General features: G+C 56.1%; 12 protein-coding genes and 1 pseudogene. 6 read left to right on the plus strand and 7 right to left on the minus strand.

Annotation, left to right across the window (positions count from 1 at the left end; all coding sequences use genetic code 11):
* Positions 1-18 precede the first annotated feature (18 nt).
* The 5 genes from mtgA to lptF all read right to left on the minus strand — a co-directional run bounded on the left by mtgA (position 19) and on the right by lptF (position 6,278).
* Complete coding sequence (gene mtgA / locus AAER43_RS20345) at positions 19-744, minus strand: monofunctional biosynthetic peptidoglycan transglycosylase (protein ID WP_050861517.1); 726 nt, start codon at positions 742-744, stop codon at positions 19-21.
* Complete coding sequence (gene elbB / locus AAER43_RS20350) at positions 741-1,394, minus strand: isoprenoid biosynthesis glyoxalase ElbB (RefSeq protein WP_057057741.1); 654 nt, start codon at positions 1,392-1,394, stop codon at positions 741-743. The genes mtgA and elbB overlap by 4 nt, the downstream gene beginning before the upstream one ends.
* A gap of 232 nt (positions 1,395-1,626) precedes the next feature.
* Positions 1,627-3,960: an aerobic respiration two-component sensor histidine kinase ArcB gene (gene arcB, locus AAER43_RS20355; protein ID WP_014885400.1), complete on the minus strand. Its 2,334-nt coding sequence runs from the start codon at positions 3,958-3,960 to the stop codon at positions 1,627-1,629.
* 135 nt (positions 3,961-4,095) lie between these two features.
* A complete protein-coding gene (lptG, locus tag AAER43_RS20360; RefSeq protein ID WP_014885401.1) occupies positions 4,096-5,178 on the minus strand; it encodes an LPS export ABC transporter permease LptG in 1,083 nt (360 codons plus the stop codon).
* On the minus strand, positions 5,178-6,278 hold the full coding sequence (gene lptF, locus AAER43_RS20365; RefSeq protein WP_014885402.1) for an LPS export ABC transporter permease LptF: 1,101 nt from the start codon (positions 6,276-6,278) through the stop codon (positions 5,178-5,180). The genes lptG and lptF overlap by 1 nt, the downstream gene beginning before the upstream one ends.
* A gap of 266 nt (positions 6,279-6,544) precedes the next feature.
* Between lptF and pepA the strand changes: the two genes are divergently transcribed.
* The 5 genes from pepA to AAER43_RS20390 all read left to right on the plus strand — a co-directional run bounded on the left by pepA (position 6,545) and on the right by AAER43_RS20390 (position 13,203).
* A complete protein-coding gene (gene pepA, locus AAER43_RS20370) occupies positions 6,545-8,056 on the plus strand; it encodes a leucyl aminopeptidase (protein WP_014885403.1) in 1,512 nt (503 codons plus the stop codon).
* A gap of 118 nt (positions 8,057-8,174) precedes the next feature.
* On the plus strand, positions 8,175-8,618 hold the full coding sequence (gene holC / locus AAER43_RS20375; protein WP_014885404.1) for a DNA polymerase III subunit chi: 444 nt from the start codon (positions 8,175-8,177) through the stop codon (positions 8,616-8,618).
* On the plus strand, positions 8,618-11,473 hold the full coding sequence (locus AAER43_RS20380) for a valine--tRNA ligase (RefSeq protein ID WP_014885405.1): 2,856 nt from the start codon (positions 8,618-8,620) through the stop codon (positions 11,471-11,473). Before holC ends, AAER43_RS20380 begins: the two co-directional genes overlap by 1 nt.
* Before the next feature lie 123 nt (positions 11,474-11,596).
* A complete protein-coding gene (locus AAER43_RS20385; protein WP_023331404.1) occupies positions 11,597-12,100 on the plus strand; it encodes a GNAT family N-acetyltransferase in 504 nt (167 codons plus the stop codon).
* Positions 12,101-12,183: 83 nt separating this feature from the next.
* A complete protein-coding gene (locus tag AAER43_RS20390) occupies positions 12,184-13,203 on the plus strand; it encodes an NAD(P)-dependent alcohol dehydrogenase (RefSeq protein ID WP_014885407.1) in 1,020 nt (339 codons plus the stop codon).
* Positions 13,204-13,246: 43 nt separating this feature from the next.
* On the opposite strand, the gene AAER43_RS20395 is transcribed toward AAER43_RS20390, so the two are convergent.
* Positions 13,247-14,887: a dihydroxyacetone kinase subunit DhaK gene (locus tag AAER43_RS20395; RefSeq protein WP_050861524.1), complete on the minus strand. Its 1,641-nt coding sequence runs from the start codon at positions 14,885-14,887 to the stop codon at positions 13,247-13,249.
* 137 nt (positions 14,888-15,024) lie between these two features.
* Here AAER43_RS20395 and AAER43_RS20400 point away from each other — a divergent pair, with 137 nt between their 5' ends.
* Positions 15,025-16,527, plus strand: a complete 1,503-nt coding sequence (locus AAER43_RS20400) for a helicase HerA-like C-terminal domain-containing protein (protein WP_023331406.1) — start codon at positions 15,025-15,027, stop codon at positions 16,525-16,527.
* Here the strand turns inward: AAER43_RS20400 and AAER43_RS20405 are convergent.
* Positions 16,507-17,447 (minus strand): annotated as a pseudogene (locus AAER43_RS20405) (TIGR01212 family radical SAM protein). The gene AAER43_RS20400 and the pseudogene AAER43_RS20405 sit on opposite strands and share 21 nt — an antisense overlap.
* Positions 17,448-17,671 lie beyond the last annotated feature (224 nt).

A 17,671-nucleotide genomic window follows, 5' to 3' on the forward strand; every position in this document is an offset into this window, starting at 1 on the left:
GCGCTGCGCTTACCCGCCCTACATCAGATGATTACGCTGCATAAATCCCTTCCCACCCAGCTGTCTCATCTGGCGCATGATCCACGCCTGACGGCTTCGCACGTAGCCTGATGGGGCACTGGCCTTAAAGCGAAGAGGATTAGGCAGTACAGCGGCTAACAGCGCGGCCTCCGACATGCTTAGCCTGCTGGCAGGTTTATTAAAATAGCGTTGTGATGCAGCTTCGACACCAAATACCCCCTCCCCAAACTCGGCAATATTGAGATAGACGGTCAGAATGCGCTTTTTGCTCCAGACTGTTTCCATTCCCAGGGTCAGCCCCGCTTCCAGCCCTTTTCGCACCCAGCTTCGGCCATCCCACAGGAACAGATTTTTTGCCGTCTGTTGCGACAGGGTAGACGCACCGCGCACGCGATTTTCATGGCGTTCGTTATGGGCAAGCGCCTTTTCAATCGCGGCCACATCGAACCCCCAGTGCTCCGGGAACTTCTGATCTTCCGCCGCGATGACTGCCAGCCCCATCCACGGTGAGATCTCGTCCGTACTCACCCAGTCAGAATGCGCGACATAGCCAAAATCACCGGAGAACCACGCGCCGAGCTGACGCTCAACCATAACGGCTGAAAACGGTACTGGCAAAATGCTGAACACGGCCAGTCCGCCTCCCCAGAACACCGCCAGCACGAGTACGATGCGCAAAAGAAGGTATTTCACCCATTTTCCTGCGGAAGACTGTCGGCTCATTCCGTCAGCACCAGTACCCGGGCTACCAGTTTTTCAATACCCTCAGCCGCTTGCGCGATATTCTGCGCCAGCATGTACGCGGGCGTGGTGACGATTTTGTTCTCTTCATCCACGACAATGTCGTCGACCGGGCACGGAACGTGTTCGCCACCCATCTCCTCGATGACCTCAGCAGTATCGATATCGGTCCCGATTGTCAGCCGTAACGGGAAATCAAAAATGTTTGGCAGCATGGCCGGTGCAATGCAGATAAAGCCCAGCGGCTTACCCGCCGCATGCATCGCCTGCGCCAGCGCTTTTAAATCCGCGTCCACCTTGCAAGCCGCGCCTTCAGCAGCAAAAGTGCTGAGATGTTTCGCGGCACCAAAGCCACCCGGCACAATGAGCGCATCCAGTTCAGCAGCATTTGCCTGGGCCAGCGGACGAATTTCTCCCCGGGCAATACGCGCGGCTTCAATCAACACATTACGGGTTTCGGCCATTGGCTCGCCGGTCAGATGGTTAATGACATCCGCCTGATTTTTATCTGGCGCAAAACACATCACCTCTGCGCCCTGTTTTGCCAGAGCCAGTAGGGTAATTACGGCTTCATGTATCTCTGAGCCATCATAAACACCGCATCCGCTCAGGACGACACCCATTTTTTTCATCTTGACGATCCTTCTTTGCAACTTGCTGAAGCACATTAATAATTTTGATTAAAACGCTATGCTTCACACATTTCACTGATTCATGTAACAAACCATTTAAGATTTGCTATCTTATCTGCGTGCGGCCTAAATTTTTCAGGCGGCGCCCATTCGAAAATAACGTTTAAAAACAGGCGCAGCCACGATTTCCCTGGTGTTGGCGCAGTATTCGCGCACCCCGGTTAAACCGGGGTCATTTTTTTCTGGCGTCCACCCAGGCTTTAAGCACCGCCACATCGTTCTGCCACTCTTGTTTCATCTCTTCAACCCAATCACCCACGTTATCTTCCCAGGCGGGTAAATCAGGCGACTGAATCTGTTGGCCCAGCTGCTGCAGGTGGCGTAACCCGACCGAGCCGGCGGCCCCTTTGATTTTATGCCCTTCTTCCACGATGCCCTTCTGGTCCCGTGCCGTCAGGTTTGACTCCAGCACGCTCAGATAGCCCGGCATCATTTTTTCAAACACAGCCAGACCGTCGGTAATCAGTTTCGGGCCGACCAGGTCAATGTACTGCTCCAGCATCGCGGTATCGAGTATCGTTTGGGCTTTTGCGCTATCAACAGACGTCATGGTGCTCTCCTCTTCATCACGGGTATCCCAGAACTTCTTGATCATGGCGGTCAGAGCAGGCACCGCCAGCGGCTTGCTGAGTACATCGTCCATACCGGCGTCGAGATACTCTTTTTTGTCTTTCAGTACGTTTGCCGTTAGCGCCACAAGCGGCGGCAGTTCGTCAGCCGCGTACTGACGCGTCAGTTCACGCGAGATATCCAGCCCGGTCATATCCGGCAACTGGATATCCAGCAGAACGAGGTCATATTCGCCCGGTGTAAACATCTCCAGCGCGGCTTTACCGGTCATTGCCACATCCACGCTGTTGCCCAGTTTTTCCAGCACCGAGCGCGCCACAATGACGTTCAGCTCAATATCTTCCACCAGCAGGACGTGCAGGGCTGGCAGCGGCATATCGTCGTTTTCAAAGGTATCCTCAACTTCTTCCGCCACAGCTGGCGCATGCACCGTCAGCGTAAAGGTTGATCCTTTGCCCGGCTGGCTGGCAACGGTAATATCACCGCCCATGCTCTTCGCCAGCCGTTTAGACACCGCCAGGCCAATACCGGTCCCGGTGGCAGGTTTTCCGCCGTTGCTGTCCTTCACCTGGTAGTACATCGCGAAAATTTTGTCCTGCTCTTCCTGTGGAATACCGATCCCGGAGTCCTCCACCTCGAAGTGCAGCATGTCGCCTGCGTCATAGCGGATACGCACCGCCACCTGCCCTTTCTGGGTAAATTTCACCGCGTTGCTGATCAGGTTCCACAGGATCTGGCGCAACCGCGTACCGTCGGTAACCACTTTATGCGGCAGCGGCAGGGTGGGCTCCATGACGAACCTCAGCCCTTTCTGCTGCGCCTGAAGACCAGACAGATTTTCCAGATCGGCAAGGAAACTGGTGAAATCAATCGGCTGGTTATCAAGCTGAACCTTACGGCGTTCCATCTTATCCATATCGATAATATCGTTGAAGATATTACCCAGCGTAACCGCCGAGACATGAATTGTTTTCAGGTACTTTTCCTGCTCTGCAGTGAGATCGGTATCCAGCAGAATACGGCTCAGCCCCACAATGCCATTGAGCGGCGTACGCAGTTCGTGGCTAATGGTGGAGATAAAGGTGGTTTTATCGCGGCTGGCGCGCTCCAGGGCATCCTGATAGCGCTTACGCTCGGTGATATCGCGGCCGAAGCCCATCAGGCCGTGGCGTTTCCCTACGCGGTCATAATAGGGCACTTTACGGATCTCAAAGCAGGCTTTGCGGCCATCCGGATAATCCAGCCACTGCTCGTAGGTCAGCGAGACGTTATGGCGGAACACTTTTTCGTCCGTTTCCATGACCTTGGCGGCCGCCTCCTCAGAGTAAACGTCCTGCGGCTTCAGATGAATCAACTGCTTCTCGCTTTTTCCGGTCAGGAGTTCCATTGCCCGGTTACAGCCGGAAAACTCTTTATCTTCGTTGCGGTAGAACACCAGATCCGGCGAAGCATCCAGGAACGAACGCAGGAAAGAGGATTGCTGCTCAAGCTGGATCTGCGTCACCTCGCGCTCTTTCATTTCAACTTTCAGCTGTTCCAGCGTGGCCTGACGCTCCGCCTCCGCCTTCTCACGATCTGAAATTTCCTGATTCAGCTGCGCAATATTGTCTTTAAGCTGAACGTTGAGTTTCAGATCGCGCTCGCGCATCTCCTCCAGTTTATCCACCAGTTTTGACAAGCGCTGACGAGACTCCTCAAGCTGTTCAACCACGACGGAAAGGAAATAGACGGCCCAGGGGGTAATAAGCAAGCCAAAGAAGATAGAGCGGATGACGTCGATACTCTCGACCTGGCCATGCAGAACCATGGTGACGGCCATTTGCACGACAATGGCCAGAACGACCAGCGCCAGCGCCAGCAGCATGGAGAAACGCACCAGCCCAAGCTTCATCATCAGGTCGACGTAATACTGGGCAAGCATTCGAATTTGCTTCATAGAGGATCCCTTCACGACTTTATCGCTCAATAATACTCAAATTCGGGGCAGGACGTTGAAGGTTGTGAGAAAAAGTGCGGGGTGAAACAGGAGATTAGCCTCGCTCCCGGTCAACCGGAAGCGAGGAGAGGTCTGTCAGGAGCGTTTCAAAAGCAGCCAGAGGCTGATCAGGAAGAAACTGGCACTCGGCAGCAGCGCGCCAATAATCGGCGGGATACCGTACACCAGCGTCAGCGGTCCGAAGATCTGATCGAGAACGTAGAAGACAAAGCCGAAGCTGATCCCCGTCACCACGCGCACGCCCATCGGTACGCTACGCAGCGGACCGAAGATAAACGACAGCGCCATCAGCATCATTACCGCCACGGACATCGGCTGGAAGATCTTGCTCCACATGTTGAGCTGATAACGTCCGGCATCCTGCCCGCTCGCCTTCAGGTACTTCACATAGTTGTGCAAGCCGCTGATAGAGAGCGCATCAGGATCCAGCGCCACGACGCCGAGTTTATCCGGCGTGAGGTTGGTCTTCCACGTGCCGCTGACGGTCTGCGAACCGGTGATCTGTTTTGGATCGGTCAGGTCAGATTCATCCACCTGCGACAAACGCCACTGCTTATGTTCGGGGTCAAACTTTGCCGAAGAGGCATGTCGTACTGACTCCAGGCGGCGCTGGTCATTGAAGGCGTAGATGCTCACGCCGCCCAGTTCATCATCGCCTTTTACCCGTTCGATGTAGACGAAGTTTTTACCATCTTTCGCCCACAGCCCTTGCTGCGTCGAGAGTAGTGAACCACCGTACATGGCCTGAGCACGATAGTTACGCGCCATCTGCTCGCCCTGCGGTGCCACCCACTCACCAATCGCCATGGTCAACAGCACCAGCGGGATAGCGGTTTTCATTACCGACAGCGCAACCTGCATACGGGTAAAGCCTGAGGCCTGCATCACCACCAGCTCGCTGCGCTGTGCCAGCATGCCCAGCCCGAGGAGTGCCCCCAGCAGGGCCGCCATTGGGAAGAAGATCTGCACATCTTTTGGCACGCTGAGCAGGGTGTACATCCCTGCGCCCAGCGCGTCATAACTGCCCTGCCCGGCTTTTTTCAGCTGGTCGACAAATTTGATAATGCCGGAGAGCGACACCAGCATGAACAACGTCATCATGATGGTGGTAAAAATGGTTTTACCGATATAGCGGTCAAGAACGCCAAACGCCTGCATTAGATGGCTCCTTTACGCGAAAACCGGGCACGTATGCGGCGCACTGGCACCGTATCCCACAGGTTTAATCCCAGCGCCAGTAAGATGTACAAGCTGTTAACGAACCACGTCCAGACCATAGGATCCAGCTTACCCTTCGCGCCGTTAGAGCGAATAGAGGTTTGCAGCAGGAAATAGATCAGGTAAAGCAGCATCGCTGGCAGCATAGAGAGCACGCGCCCCTGACGCGGGTTCACCACGCTCAGCGGAACCACAATCAGTGCCATCATAAACACGGTGAATACGAGCGTAATACGCCAGTGGAACTCTGCACGCGCTCTGTCGGTGTCGGTGTTCCACAATGTACGCATATCCATTTGCTCGGTATCCGTCGGATCGAGCGCCACCGCCTGATGGCCGATAATAGCCTGATAGTTCTGGAAATCCGTAATACGGAAGTCGCGCAGCATCGCGGTGCCTTCAAAGCGAGTGCCTTTATTCAGCGTGACAATCTGCGAACCATCTTTACTCTGCGCCAGCTGACCGGAATCTGCCACCACGACGGATGGACGCGCGTTACCTTTAGGTCGCAGCTGGGCCAGGAATACATCGTTGAATTTACTGCCGTCAACGCTCTCAATGAACAGCACAGAGTTACCGTCGGTCGCCTGCTGGAACTGCCCCTGCGCTAACGCCGCCATGCCGGGGTTCGCTTTCGCTTCGGCCAGCACTTCGTCCTGATGACGAGAAGACATGGGGCCCGCCCACATCACATTCACTGCCGCCACGATCCCCGTGAACAGCGCCAGTATCATCGCCGCTTTCACCAGTACGGCTTTGCTCAGGCCACAGGCATGCATCACCGTGATTTCACTCTCGGTGTACAGCTTGCCGAGCGTCATGAGCAGGCCGAGGAAAAGACTCAGCGGCAGGATCAGCTGCGCCATTTCCGGGATCCCTAAACCAAGCAGGGAAAGCACCAGATTCGTTGGAATTTCGCCGTCAACGGCCGCACCGAGGATCTTAACCAGCTTCTGACAGAAAAAAATCAGCAGCAGGATGAAGAGGATCGCCAGTTGGCTTTTGAGCGTCTCCCGCACCAGATATCTTATGATTATCACTTTAAATACGCCCGTAAAAACCCGTCTCTTTGCTGGAAAATCGCTTGTTTCATGGCTTAAACGTCATTTATTCTCTTGAGTCGTCGAAATCATCGCTAAGATTAAAACATCCGGCGGATTCACGCTTCAGGACTTTTTCTGACGTGTCGAAACCGTAGTAACGTAAGATTAACACGAAGTCACCACAACAGCGGACATGAGTTACGAAAGGTTTCAATTCTATCCGTAGCAGCCGCTGTTGTCTTTAAGATTCAGGAGCGTAGTGCATGGAGTTCAGTGTAAAAAGCGGTAGCCCGGAGAAACAGCGGAGTGCCTGCATCGTTGTGGGTGTCTTTGAACCACGCCGACTCTCCCCGATCGCCGAGCAACTCGATAAAATCAGTGACGGCTATATCAGCGCCCTGCTGCGCCGTGGCGAACTGGAAGGCAAACCTGGGCAGACGCTGTTACTGCACCATGTTCCAAACGTCCTGTCAGAGCGTATTCTACTGATTGGCTGCGGCAAAGAGCGCGAGCTGGACGAGCGTCAGTATAAGCAGGTCATTCAGAAAACCATTAATACGCTGAATGATACCGGTTCAATGGAAGCCGTCTGCTTCCTGACCGAGCTGCACGTTAAAGGCCGTAACACTTACTGGAAAGTCCGTCAGGCGGTCGAAACCGCAAAAGAGAGCCTGTACAGCTTCGATCAGCTGAAGACCAATAAAAGCGAGCCGCGTCGTCCGCTGCGTAAAATGGTCTTCAATGTGCCAACCCGTCGCGAACTGACCAGCGGCGAACGCGCTATTCAGCATGGTCTGGCGATTGCCGCCGGTATTAAAGCGGCGAAGGACCTCGGTAACATGCCGCCGAACATCTGTAACGCTGCCTATCTGGCCTCTCAGGCGCGCCAGCTGGCAGACTCCTACAGCAAAAACGTCATCACCCGCGTCATCGGTGAACAGCAGATGAAAGAGCTGGGGATGCACTCCTATCTGGCGGTCGGCAACGGCTCGCAGAACGAATCCCTGATGTCGGTCATCGAATACAAGGGCAACCCGTCGGAAGATGCGCGCCCTGTCGTGCTCGTCGGTAAAGGCCTGACCTTCGACTCCGGCGGCATCTCCATCAAGCCTGCCGAAGGCATGGATGAGATGAAGTACGACATGTGCGGCGCGGCGGCGGTTTACGGCGTGATGCGCATGGTCGCGGAGCTCCAGCTGCCCATTAACGTGATCGGCGTTCTGGCAGGCTGCGAAAACATGCCTGGCGGACGCGCCTATCGTCCGGGTGACGTGCTGACCACGATGTCAGGCCAGACCGTTGAAGTGCTGAACACCGATGCCGAAGGCCGTCTGGTGCTGTGCGACGTGCTGACCTACGTTGAGCGCTTCGAGCCTGAAGCGGTAATTGACGTCGCCACATTGACGGGTGCCTGCGTGATTGCACTGGGCCACCACATCACCGGACTGATGTCGAACCACAATCCGCTGGCGCACGAGCTTATCGGGGCATCTGAACAGGCTGGCGATCGCGCATGGCGTCTGCCGCTGGGTGACGAGTACCAGGAACAGCTGGAGTCTAACTTTGCGGATATGGCGAACATCGGCGGTCGTCCTGGCGGGGCTATCACCGCGGGCTGCTTCCTGGCACGCTTCACCCGCAAGTATAACTGGGCACACCTGGATATCGCGGGTACCGCATGGCGCTCCGGTAAAGCCAAAGGCGCCACCGGTCGTCCGGTGGCGCTGCTGTCGCAGTTCCTGCTCAATCGTGCGGGTTTTAACGGCGACGAGTGATGTAAAACGCCGGGTAGCGGCTTCGCCTTACCCGGCCGACAACGTCGCTCAACCGTAGGCCGGGTAAGCGTAGCGCCACCCGGCTTTGCATTTAAATCCACGACAAGAAGCCCCATATATGAAGAATGCAACGTTCTACCTTCTGGACAACGACACCCATCAGGATGGCCTCAGCGCCGTCGAACAGCTGGTGTGTGACATTGCCGCAGAACGTTGGCGCGCAGGTAAACGCGTTCTGATTGCCTGTGAAGATGAACAGCAGGCGATTCGCCTTGATGAAGCCCTGTGGGCCCGCCCACCGGAGAGTTTTGTCCCGCATAACCTGTCGGGCGAAGGTCCGCGCGGTGGCGCCCCGGTCGAGATCGCCTGGCCACAAAAGCGCAACAGCAGCGCGCGCGATATTCTCATTAGCCTGCGGGCAGACTTTGCAGATTTTGCCACCGCTTTCACAGAAGTGGTAGACTTTGTCCCTTACGAAGAATCTTTGAAACAACTGGCGCGCGAACGCTATAAAGCGTACCGCCTGGCTGGTTTTAACCTGAATACGGCAACCTGGAAATAATGGAAAAGACATATAACCCACGCGATATCGAACAGCCGCTTTACGAGCACTGGGAACAGCAGGGCTATTTCAAGCCTAACGGCGACGAAAGCAAAGAGTCCTTCTGCATCATGATCCCGCCGCCGAACGTCACCGGCAGTTTGCATATGGGACATGCTTTCCAGCAGACCATCATGGACACCATGATCCGCTACCAGCGCATGCAGGGTAAAAACACCCTGTGGCAGGCGGGGACTGACCACGCGGGTATCGCGACCCAGATGGTGGTTGAGCGTAAAATTGCCGCTGAAGAAGGAAAAACCCGCCACGACTACGGTCGCGACGCCTTCATCGACAAAATCTGGCAGTGGAAAGCGGAATCCGGCGGCACCATTACCCGTCAGATGCGCCGCCTCGGCAACTCCGTGGACTGGGAGCGCGAGCGCTTCACCATGGATGAAGGCCTGTCCAATGCCGTGAAAGAAGTTTTCGTCCGTCTGTACAAAGAAGACCTGATTTACCGTGGCAAGCGCCTGGTGAACTGGGATCCGAAACTGCGTACCGCCATCTCTGACCTGGAAGTGGAAAACCGCGAGTCGAAAGGCTCCATGTGGCACATCCGCTATCCGCTGGCCGACGGCGCAAAAACCGCAGACGGTAAAGATTATCTGGTCGTTGCCACCACCCGTCCGGAAACCCTGCTGGGCGATACCGGCGTGGCCGTTAACCCGGAAGATCCGCGTTATAAAGATCTGATCGGCAAATTTGTAGTGCTGCCGCTGGTAAACCGCCGTATTCCGATCGTGGGCGACGAACACGCCGACATGGAAAAAGGCACTGGCTGCGTGAAAATCACTCCGGCGCACGACTTCAACGACTATGAAGTAGGTCGTCGTCACGCCCTGCCAATGATCAACATTCTGACCTTCGACGGTGATATCCGTGAAAGCGCAGAAGTGTACGACACCAAAGGCAACGAATCTGACGTTTACTCCAGCGAGATCCCGGCTGAATTCCAGAAACTGGAACGTTTTGCCGCGCGTAAAGCGATTGTGGCTGCCGTTGACGCACTCGGCCTGCTGGAAGAGATTAAACCTCACGACCTGACCGTGCCCTACGGCGATCGTGGTGGCGTAGTTATCGAGCCAATGCTGACCGACCAGTGGTACGTCCGTGCCGACGTGCTGGCGAAACCGGCGGTGGAAGCGGTTGAAAACGGCAGCATCCAGTTTGTGCCGAAGCAGTACGAAAACATGTACTTCTCCTGGATGCGTGATATTCAGGACTGGTGTATCTCCCGTCAGCTGTGGTGGGGTCACCGCATCCCGGCGTGGTATGACAACGAAGGCAACGTCTACGTTGGCCGCAGCGAAGACGAAGTGCGTCAGGAAAACAACCTGAGCGCTGACGTTGCGCTGCGTCAGGACGAAGACGTACTGGATACCTGGTTCTCTTCCGCGCTGTGGACCTTCTCCACCCTTGGCTGGCCTGAGAACACCGACGCGCTGCGTCAGTTCCACCCAACCAGCGTGATGGTGTCCGGTTTCGACATCATCTTCTTCTGGATTGCGCGCATGATCATGATGACCATGCACTTCATCAAAGACGAAGACGGCAAGCCTCAGGTTCCGTTCCATACCGTCTACATGACCGGTCTGATCCGTGACGATGAAGGCCAGAAGATGTCCAAATCCAAGGGTAACGTTATCGACCCACTGGATATGGTTGACGGTATTTCGCTGGAAGATTTGCTGGAAAAACGTACCGGCAACATGATGCAGCCGCAGCTGGCAGAGAAAATCCGCAAGCGCACCGAGAAGCAGTTCCCGAACGGGATTGAGTCTCACGGTACCGACGCCCTGCGCTTCACCCTGGCGGCGCTGGCCTCGACCGGCCGCGACATCAACTGGGACATGAAGCGTCTGGAAGGTTACCGTAACTTCTGTAACAAGCTGTGGAATGCCAGCCGCTTCGTGCTGATGAACACCGAAGATCAGGATTGCGGCTTCAACGGCGGCGAGATGACCCTTTCCCTGGCGGACCGCTGGATCCTGGCGGAATTCAACCAGACCGTGAAAGCGTTCCGTGAGGCGCTGGACAGCTACCGCTTCGATATCGCAGCGGGCATTCTGTATGAATTCACCTGGAACCAGTTCTGCGACTGGTACCTGGAGCTGGCGAAGCCGGTGATGAACGGCGGTTCTGAAGCGGAGCTGCGCGGCACGCGCAACACGCTGATTACCGTTCTGGAAGGTCTGCTGCGCCTGGCGCATCCGGTCATTCCATTCATTACCGAAACCATCTGGCAGCGCGTGAAGGTGATTGCAGGTATCAATGCCGATACCATCATGCTGCAGCCGTTCCCGGAATTCGATGCTGCGCGCGTTGATGAAGCCGCCGCTGCCGATACCGAATGGCTGAAGCAGGCGATTGTTGCCGTGCGTAACGTTCGTGCAGAAATGAACATCGCCCCGAGCAAGCCGCTGGAACTGCTGCTGCGCGGCTGCAGCGAGGCTGCCGTGCGTCGCGTGAACGAGAACAGCACCTTCCTGAAAACGATGGCGCGTCTGGAAAGCATCACCGTGCTGCCTGCAGATGACAAAGGTCCGGTTTCCGTGACCAAAATCATCGACGGCGCCGAGCTGCTGATCCCGATGGCAGGTCTGATCGACAAAGATGCTGAGCTGGCGCGTCTGGCGAAAGAAGTGGCGAAAGTCGACGTAGAAATTGGCAAAATCGAAAGCAAACTGGCGAACGAAGGCTTTGTCGCCCGTGCGCCGGAGGCGGTCATTGCCAAAGAGCGTGAACGTCTGGTTGCCTTCGCGGATGCGAAGACCAAGCTGATTGAGCAGCAGGCGGTTATTGCTGCCCTGTAATGCTTTTACCCCTTACGCTTCAGGGCGTAAGGGGTATCCTTCCTGAAAACTCCTCGCTTGCACTCCCTTTTCTGCGGTGCTATTAACAGCAGCTGTGTGTCAATTTTTGTCATGAGTAATACTATGAGCGTGATTACCCCCGTCGCGACGACGATGCGTCGGATCACTGAGCAGGACAATCCGGCTATTGCCACCGTTATCCGCACCGTTTCTGCGGAGTATGGGCTGACAGCGGATAAAGGCTATACCGTTGCTGACCCCAATCTTGACGAGCTTTTTCAGCTCTACAGCCAACCGGGCCACGCCTATTGGGTCATAGAGCAGAACGGCCAGGTAGTAGGCGGTGGCGGCGTTGCGCCGCTGAGCTGCAGCGAGCCGGACATCTGTGAGCTACAGAAAATGTATTTCCTGCCGTCCGCTCGCGGACAAGGGCTGGCAAAAAAACTGGCGCAGCTCGCCCTTGATCATGCTCGTACTCAGGGTTTTACGCGCTGTTACCTCGAAACAACCGCCTTCCTCAAAGAGGCCATCGGCCTGTATGAACATCTTGGCTTTGAGCATATCGATGCGCCGCTGGGCTGCACGGGCCACGTCGACTGCGAAGTGAGAATGCTGAAAAATCTGTAAATTTTGTTCCTGCCCCCTTCTGTTAAGCGGCCGTAAACTGAATGCTCTACACTCTCAGTTCACACCACAACGGGGGAAACACGATGTCGAAGATAAAAAGCTACGCCGCACCGCAGGCGGGTGCAGAACTTGAGCTGTACGAATACGATGCGGGCGAACTAAAAGCAGAAGACGTCGAAGTGCAGGTTGATTACTGCGGGATCTGTCACTCGGATCTCTCGATGATCGACAACGAATGGGGCTTCTCGAGCTATCCACTGATTGCCGGGCATGAAGTCATTGGTCGCGTCGCGGCGCTCGGTAGCGCCGCCCAGGACAAAGGGCTGAAGGTCGGCCAGCGCGTAGGTATTGGCTGGACGGCACGCAGCTGCGGTCATTGTGATGCTTGTATCAGCGGCAACCAGATCAACTGCCTTGAAGGCGCGGTGCCAACCATTCTGAACAAAGGCGGATTTGCCGATAAACTGCGTGCCGACTGGCAATGGGTTATTCCCCTGCCGGAGAGCATTGATATTGAATCCGCCGGTCCGCTGCTGTGTGGCGGTATCACCGTCTTTAAACCACTGCTGATGCACCACGTCACTGCGACCAGCCGCGTAGGCGTCATTGGTATTGGCGGCCTGGGACATATTGCCATCAAACTGCTGCACGCAATGGGCTGTGAAGTGACGGCGTTCAGCTCGAACCCGGCAAAAGAACAGGAAGTGCTGGCGATGGGTGCGGATAAAGTGGTGAACAGCCGCGATCCTGAAGCGCTGAAGGCGCTGGCGGGTCAGTTTGATCTGATCATCAACACCGTCAACGTCGATCTCAACTGGCAGCCATACTTTGAAGCGCTGGCCTACGGCGGTAACTTCCACACCGTGGGTGCGGTAATGAAACCTCTGCCGGTTCCGGCGTTTACCCTGATCGGCGGGGATCGCAGCGTATCCGGTTCCGCAACCGGTACGCCGTACGAGTTGCGCAAGCTGATGAAGTTCGCCGGACGCACCAAAGTGGCACCCACCACCGAGCTTTATCCGATGTCGAAAATTAACGAAGCTATCCAGCACGTACGCGACGGGAAAGCCCGGTATCGCGTGGTGTTGAAAGCGGATTTTTGATGTGAGTTTGCCGGGTGGCGGCTTCGCCTTACCCGGCCTACTTTTACCGCTGTGCCAATACGTTAAATACTTCTGCCACCGCAACCGCCCCCGGATCCATCACGCCATCCAGGTTCTCTTTGTTCACATACGACGAGCGCCCAGCTCCTGCTTTCTCCATTTTTGCCGTTGCTTCTGCCCCCTGCTGCGCTGCCTGCGCCGCTGCCTGAAGATCATTTTTCTGCAACGCCTCCAGCGCCGGTTGGAGCGCATCGATCAGGGTGCGATCGCCGAGATCCGCGCCGCCATACTGCTTCATTTGCGCCAGCCCGCTCAGCAGCGCATCCGGAAGCGATTTTCCGTCATGCAGCTTTTGCCCGGTTGCCGTAAAGAAGATCGACATCAGTACGCCACTCGATCCGCCCATCACCGTTGCCAGCCGCTCCCCTACCAGCAGCAGAAGCTTAGAGACATCATCAAGCGGAAGCGCATGCTCCTCCAGACGCTGCGCAATATCCCGCGCGCCTTGCGCAAAGGTGGAGCCGGTATCGCCGTCGCCCACTTTGGCATCCAGCGCGTTCAGACGATTTTCCAGTTGGATCAGCGTCCTGGCTACCGAGGAGACAGACTTTTCGACCTGTGGGTTTTCCGACGGAGTGTATTCCACGCGGTCATGGATGGCACTATGTGCGACGGTACGCAGTGGCGCAAATGCCACGGGTTTCTGCCAGCCCAGCGTTTCCACCTCTTCATGAAGCGCTTTTTCGAACAGATCGTTGAGCTTCAGCAGCGTCAGCGAAAAACCCTTCATATCCAGGGCGCTTACCAGCGGGGCCGGGCCAATAAGATAAGCAATACTCTCTTTCAGCGCCGAGTGCGCCAGCTCTTTGGTCAGTAACGCCATTTCCAGCGCCGATACGCCACCAAGATTGTTAATCAGCACCGCAAAGCGCCCTTCACCCGCCTGCGCTTTCAGCGGGGTCACCAGCGTGTCGATAATCGCTTTGCTGTTTTGTGTGTCGACAACGGAAGCGCCCGGCTCACCGTGGATCCCCAGCCCCAGCTCGACATGACCCTGCTTAATGCGTCCCTCTTCATCGTCACTGCCCGGCAGGTTGCAGGTTTGCATCGCCACGCCCAAACTCCAGAGGTTATCGCAGGCCTGTTGCGCAATATCCCGCACTTCACTCAACGATTTCCCCTGCTCCGCCGCATAGCCCGCAATCTTATGCACCAGCGCCGTACCGGCAATACCGCGCGGCTGTTTGTTGTCGGGCAGCGCGATATCGTCCGCCACAATCACCATTTCGACCTTCAGCCCGTAACGTTTGGCCTTCTCGGCCGCCAGACCGAAGTTCAGCCGATCGCCGGTGTAATTTTTGACAATCAGCAGGCAGCCGCGATCGCCCGTGACCGCGACAATGGCATTCAGCACCGCATCCACGCTCGGCGAGGCAAACAGATCGCCGCAGACGGCAGCCGTCAGCATGCCTTTGCCGACAAACCCGGCATGCGCGGGCTCGTGGCCAGAGCCGCCGCCGGAGATCACCGCCACGCGGCTTTTGTCCCAGTCACCGCGCGCGACAATCCTGATGGCAGGATCAATATCGAGTTTGACGAGATTCGCGTGTGGCGCAGAAAGCAGTATGCCTTCAATGGCATCGTTGACCAGCTGTTTGCGATCGTTAAAGAAGAATCTGGACATAGTTTCCCACTATTTTGTTAACCGTATGCAAAAGCATAGTCCGCGCTGGATAATGCGCCGCAAAGTCAGCAATTTACTCAGCCATTTTGCCGTCAGGTTGCCTATACTCCACCCAGGACTAAGAGAGGAAGCGCATTATGAGTACACCATTGTTAATTGCCCGGACGCTGGAAAAAGAGCTGTATCTGCTGCCCGCGATGGCGAACCGCCACGGCCTGATCACCGGCGCGACCGGGACGGGGAAAACCGTCACCCTGCAGAAGCTGGCGGAGTCGCTTTCAGAGATTGGCGTCCCGGTCTTTATGGCTGACGTGAAAGGCGATTTAACCGGTGTGGCTCAGGAGGGTACCGCCTCTGAAAAATTGCTCGAGCGGCTGAAGAATATTGGCATCACGGACTGGACGCCGCATGGCAACCCGGTGGTGGTATGGGATATCTTCGGTGAGAAAGGCCACCCGGTCCGCGCCACCGTCTCCGACCTCGGCCCGCTGCTGCTCGCCCGTCTGCTTAACCTTAACGATGTCCAGTCCGGGGTACTGAATATTATCTTCCGCATCGCCGATGACCAGGGACTGCTGCTGCTCGATTTCAAAGATCTGCGGGCCATTACCCAGTACATCGGGGATAACGCTAAATCTTTCCAGAACCAGTACGGCAATATCAGCAGCGCTTCTGTCGGCGCGATTCAACGCGGGTTACTGACTCTGGAACAACAGGGTGCCGAACACTTCTTTGGTGAACCGATGCTGGATATCAAAGACTGGATGCGCACCGACAGCAGTGGAAAAGGCATCATCAACATTCTGAGCTCAGAGAAGCTCTACCAGATGCCGAAACTCTACGCCGCCAGCCTGCTGTGGATGCTCTCCGAGCTTTATGAACAGCTGCCCGAAGCGGGTGACCTGGAAAAACCGAAGCTGGTGTTCTTCTTTGACGAAGCGCACCTGCTGTTCAACGACGCCCCGCAGGTCTTGCTGGATAAGATTGAACAGGTCATCCGTCTGATCCGCTCCAAAGGCGTTGGCGTCTGGTTTGTCTCGCAAAATCCGTCGGATATCCCCGATAACGTGCTCGGGCAGCTCGGCAACCGCGTCCAGCATGCCCTGCGCGCCTTCACGCCAAAGGATCAGAAAGCGGTAAAAGCCGCCGCGCAAACCATGCGTGCGAATCCGGCCTTTGATACCGAAGCCGCCATTCAGGCGCTGGGCACCGGTGAAGCGCTGATATCGTTCCTTGATACGAAGGGCAGCCCATCCATCGTGGAACGTGCGATGGTGATTGCGCCCTGCTCGCGTATGGGGCCCGTCACTGATGATGAACGCAACGGCCTGATTAACCATTCTCCGGTTTACGGTAAGTACGAAGACGAGGTGGATCGCGAGTCCGCGTTTGAGATGCTGCAAAAAGGCGTGCAGGCAACAACGGAGTCCCAAGATGCCCCTGCCGCAAAAGGGCAGTCCGTCGCCGTAGATGACGGCATTCTCGGTGGACTCAAAGACATTCTGTTTGGCAGCACCGGTCCGCGCGGCGGCAAACGCGACGGCGTGGTGCAAACCATGGCGAAAAGCGCGGCGCGGCAGGTCACAAATCAGATTGTACGCGGCATGCTGGGGAGTTTGTTAGGCGGCCGTCGCCGGTAGAGGGGGAACCCACGGGCGCCCCAGTGCCGAACCCTGTACGCCGTTTTCCTGCAGATAGCGGTCAATTTCCACCATCCCCGTCCAGCGGTTCTCACACCAGAGCGTGCCAGAAGCGTTGGACGGCGGGCGCTGGCCGAGATGCGGTGGTAAACAATCTCCGGCGGCGTGTGGCGAATCATCTCCCCCGCGGTCACCGTATAGTCCTCAAGCTCAATACCTCTTAACCGCCCCGCTTGCCAGGCTTTCGCCATAATGCTTCCCGTAACGATGTGCAGCGGATGCAGCTTGATACCGTCCACGCCGGTCTCAACGACCTTTTCCAGCGTCTCCAGGCCGTGCTGCTGCCCTTCGCCAGGGAGACCGACAATCAGGTGTGAACAGACCTTCAACCCACGCGCGCGCGCGAGGCGTGTGGTGCGCTGGTAACAGGCGAAATCATGGCCACGGTTAATGCGGTGCAGGGTTTTGTCATGTGCGGTCTGCAAGCCCAGTTCCAGCCAGATCTCGTAGCCTTGCTCCTTATACTCGCTGAGCAAGTCCAGCACCGCCTCCGGCACACAGTCCGGACGCGTACCGACGCACAACCCCACAATGTTCGCCTGCGTGACTGCCTGCTGATACATGGACCGCAGCACCTGCACTTCCGCCCAGGTACTGGTGTACGCCTGGAAATAGGCCAGATACTGCTTTGCGCGGTTAACCCGGCTGGCCTGATGTGCGAGCTGCTCTGCAATAGATTTATGCTGCTGAGCTTCGTCAGCAAAGGAGGCCACGTTACAGAAAGTGCAGCCACCGCGCCCGATGGTGCCATCGCGATTCGGACAGCTAAAACCGCCGTGCAGCGTCAGCTTGTGAACCTTTTGCCCGTAGCGCTGCAAAAGATCCCCACCAAACATATTGACTAATTTCTGTAACTGCATAATCTGATAGACCGTCCCGAAGAAAGGGGACAAGCCTGCCATTTTTAGCCTCTGTCGGCGATGACCTGGATCAATCGCCCTGGACGGCCTTTATCTATATGAATAAATACTCAGGATTACTGCAGTTTCATTCACACCACCTGTGATTACTTTTCCTTATGTTCTGATTGTTTTTTTCATTTATAGCGCCAGCACTGAAAAACAGTGACTTTATGCGGGTTTAG

Origin of the sequence: Enterobacter sp. FUJ80071 (assembly GCF_038739915.1) — a bacterium.
Classification (GTDB): domain Bacteria; phylum Pseudomonadota; class Gammaproteobacteria; order Enterobacterales; family Enterobacteriaceae; genus Enterobacter; species Enterobacter kobei.

Bases quoted from the DNA above. Each gene is read 5' to 3' on its own strand.
- AAER43_RS20385 (WP_023331404.1), top strand. From the start codon at position 11,597: ATGAGCGTGATTACCCCCGTCGCGACGACGATGCGTCGGATCACTGAG.
- holC (WP_014885404.1), top strand. From the start codon at position 8,175: ATGAAGAATGCAACGTTCTACCTTCTGGACAACGACACCCATCAGGAT.
- arcB (WP_014885400.1), bottom strand. From the start codon at position 3,960: ATGAAGCAAATTCGAATGCTTGCCCAGTATTACGTCGACCTGATGATG.
- AAER43_RS20395 (WP_050861524.1), bottom strand. From the start codon at position 14,887: ATGTCCAGATTCTTCTTTAACGATCGCAAACAGCTGGTCAACGATGCC.
- lptG (WP_014885401.1), bottom strand. From the start codon at position 5,178: ATGCAGGCGTTTGGCGTTCTTGACCGCTATATCGGTAAAACCATTTTT.
- AAER43_RS20380 (WP_014885405.1), top strand. From the start codon at position 8,618: ATGGAAAAGACATATAACCCACGCGATATCGAACAGCCGCTTTACGAG.
- AAER43_RS20400 (WP_023331406.1), top strand. From the start codon at position 15,025: ATGAGTACACCATTGTTAATTGCCCGGACGCTGGAAAAAGAGCTGTAT.
- mtgA (WP_050861517.1), bottom strand. From the start codon at position 744: ATGAGCCGACAGTCTTCCGCAGGAAAATGGGTGAAATACCTTCTTTTG.
- AAER43_RS20390 (WP_014885407.1), top strand. From the start codon at position 12,184: ATGTCGAAGATAAAAAGCTACGCCGCACCGCAGGCGGGTGCAGAACTT.
- elbB (WP_057057741.1), bottom strand. From the start codon at position 1,394: ATGAAAAAAATGGGTGTCGTCCTGAGCGGATGCGGTGTTTATGATGGC.
- pepA (WP_014885403.1), top strand. From the start codon at position 6,545: ATGGAGTTCAGTGTAAAAAGCGGTAGCCCGGAGAAACAGCGGAGTGCC.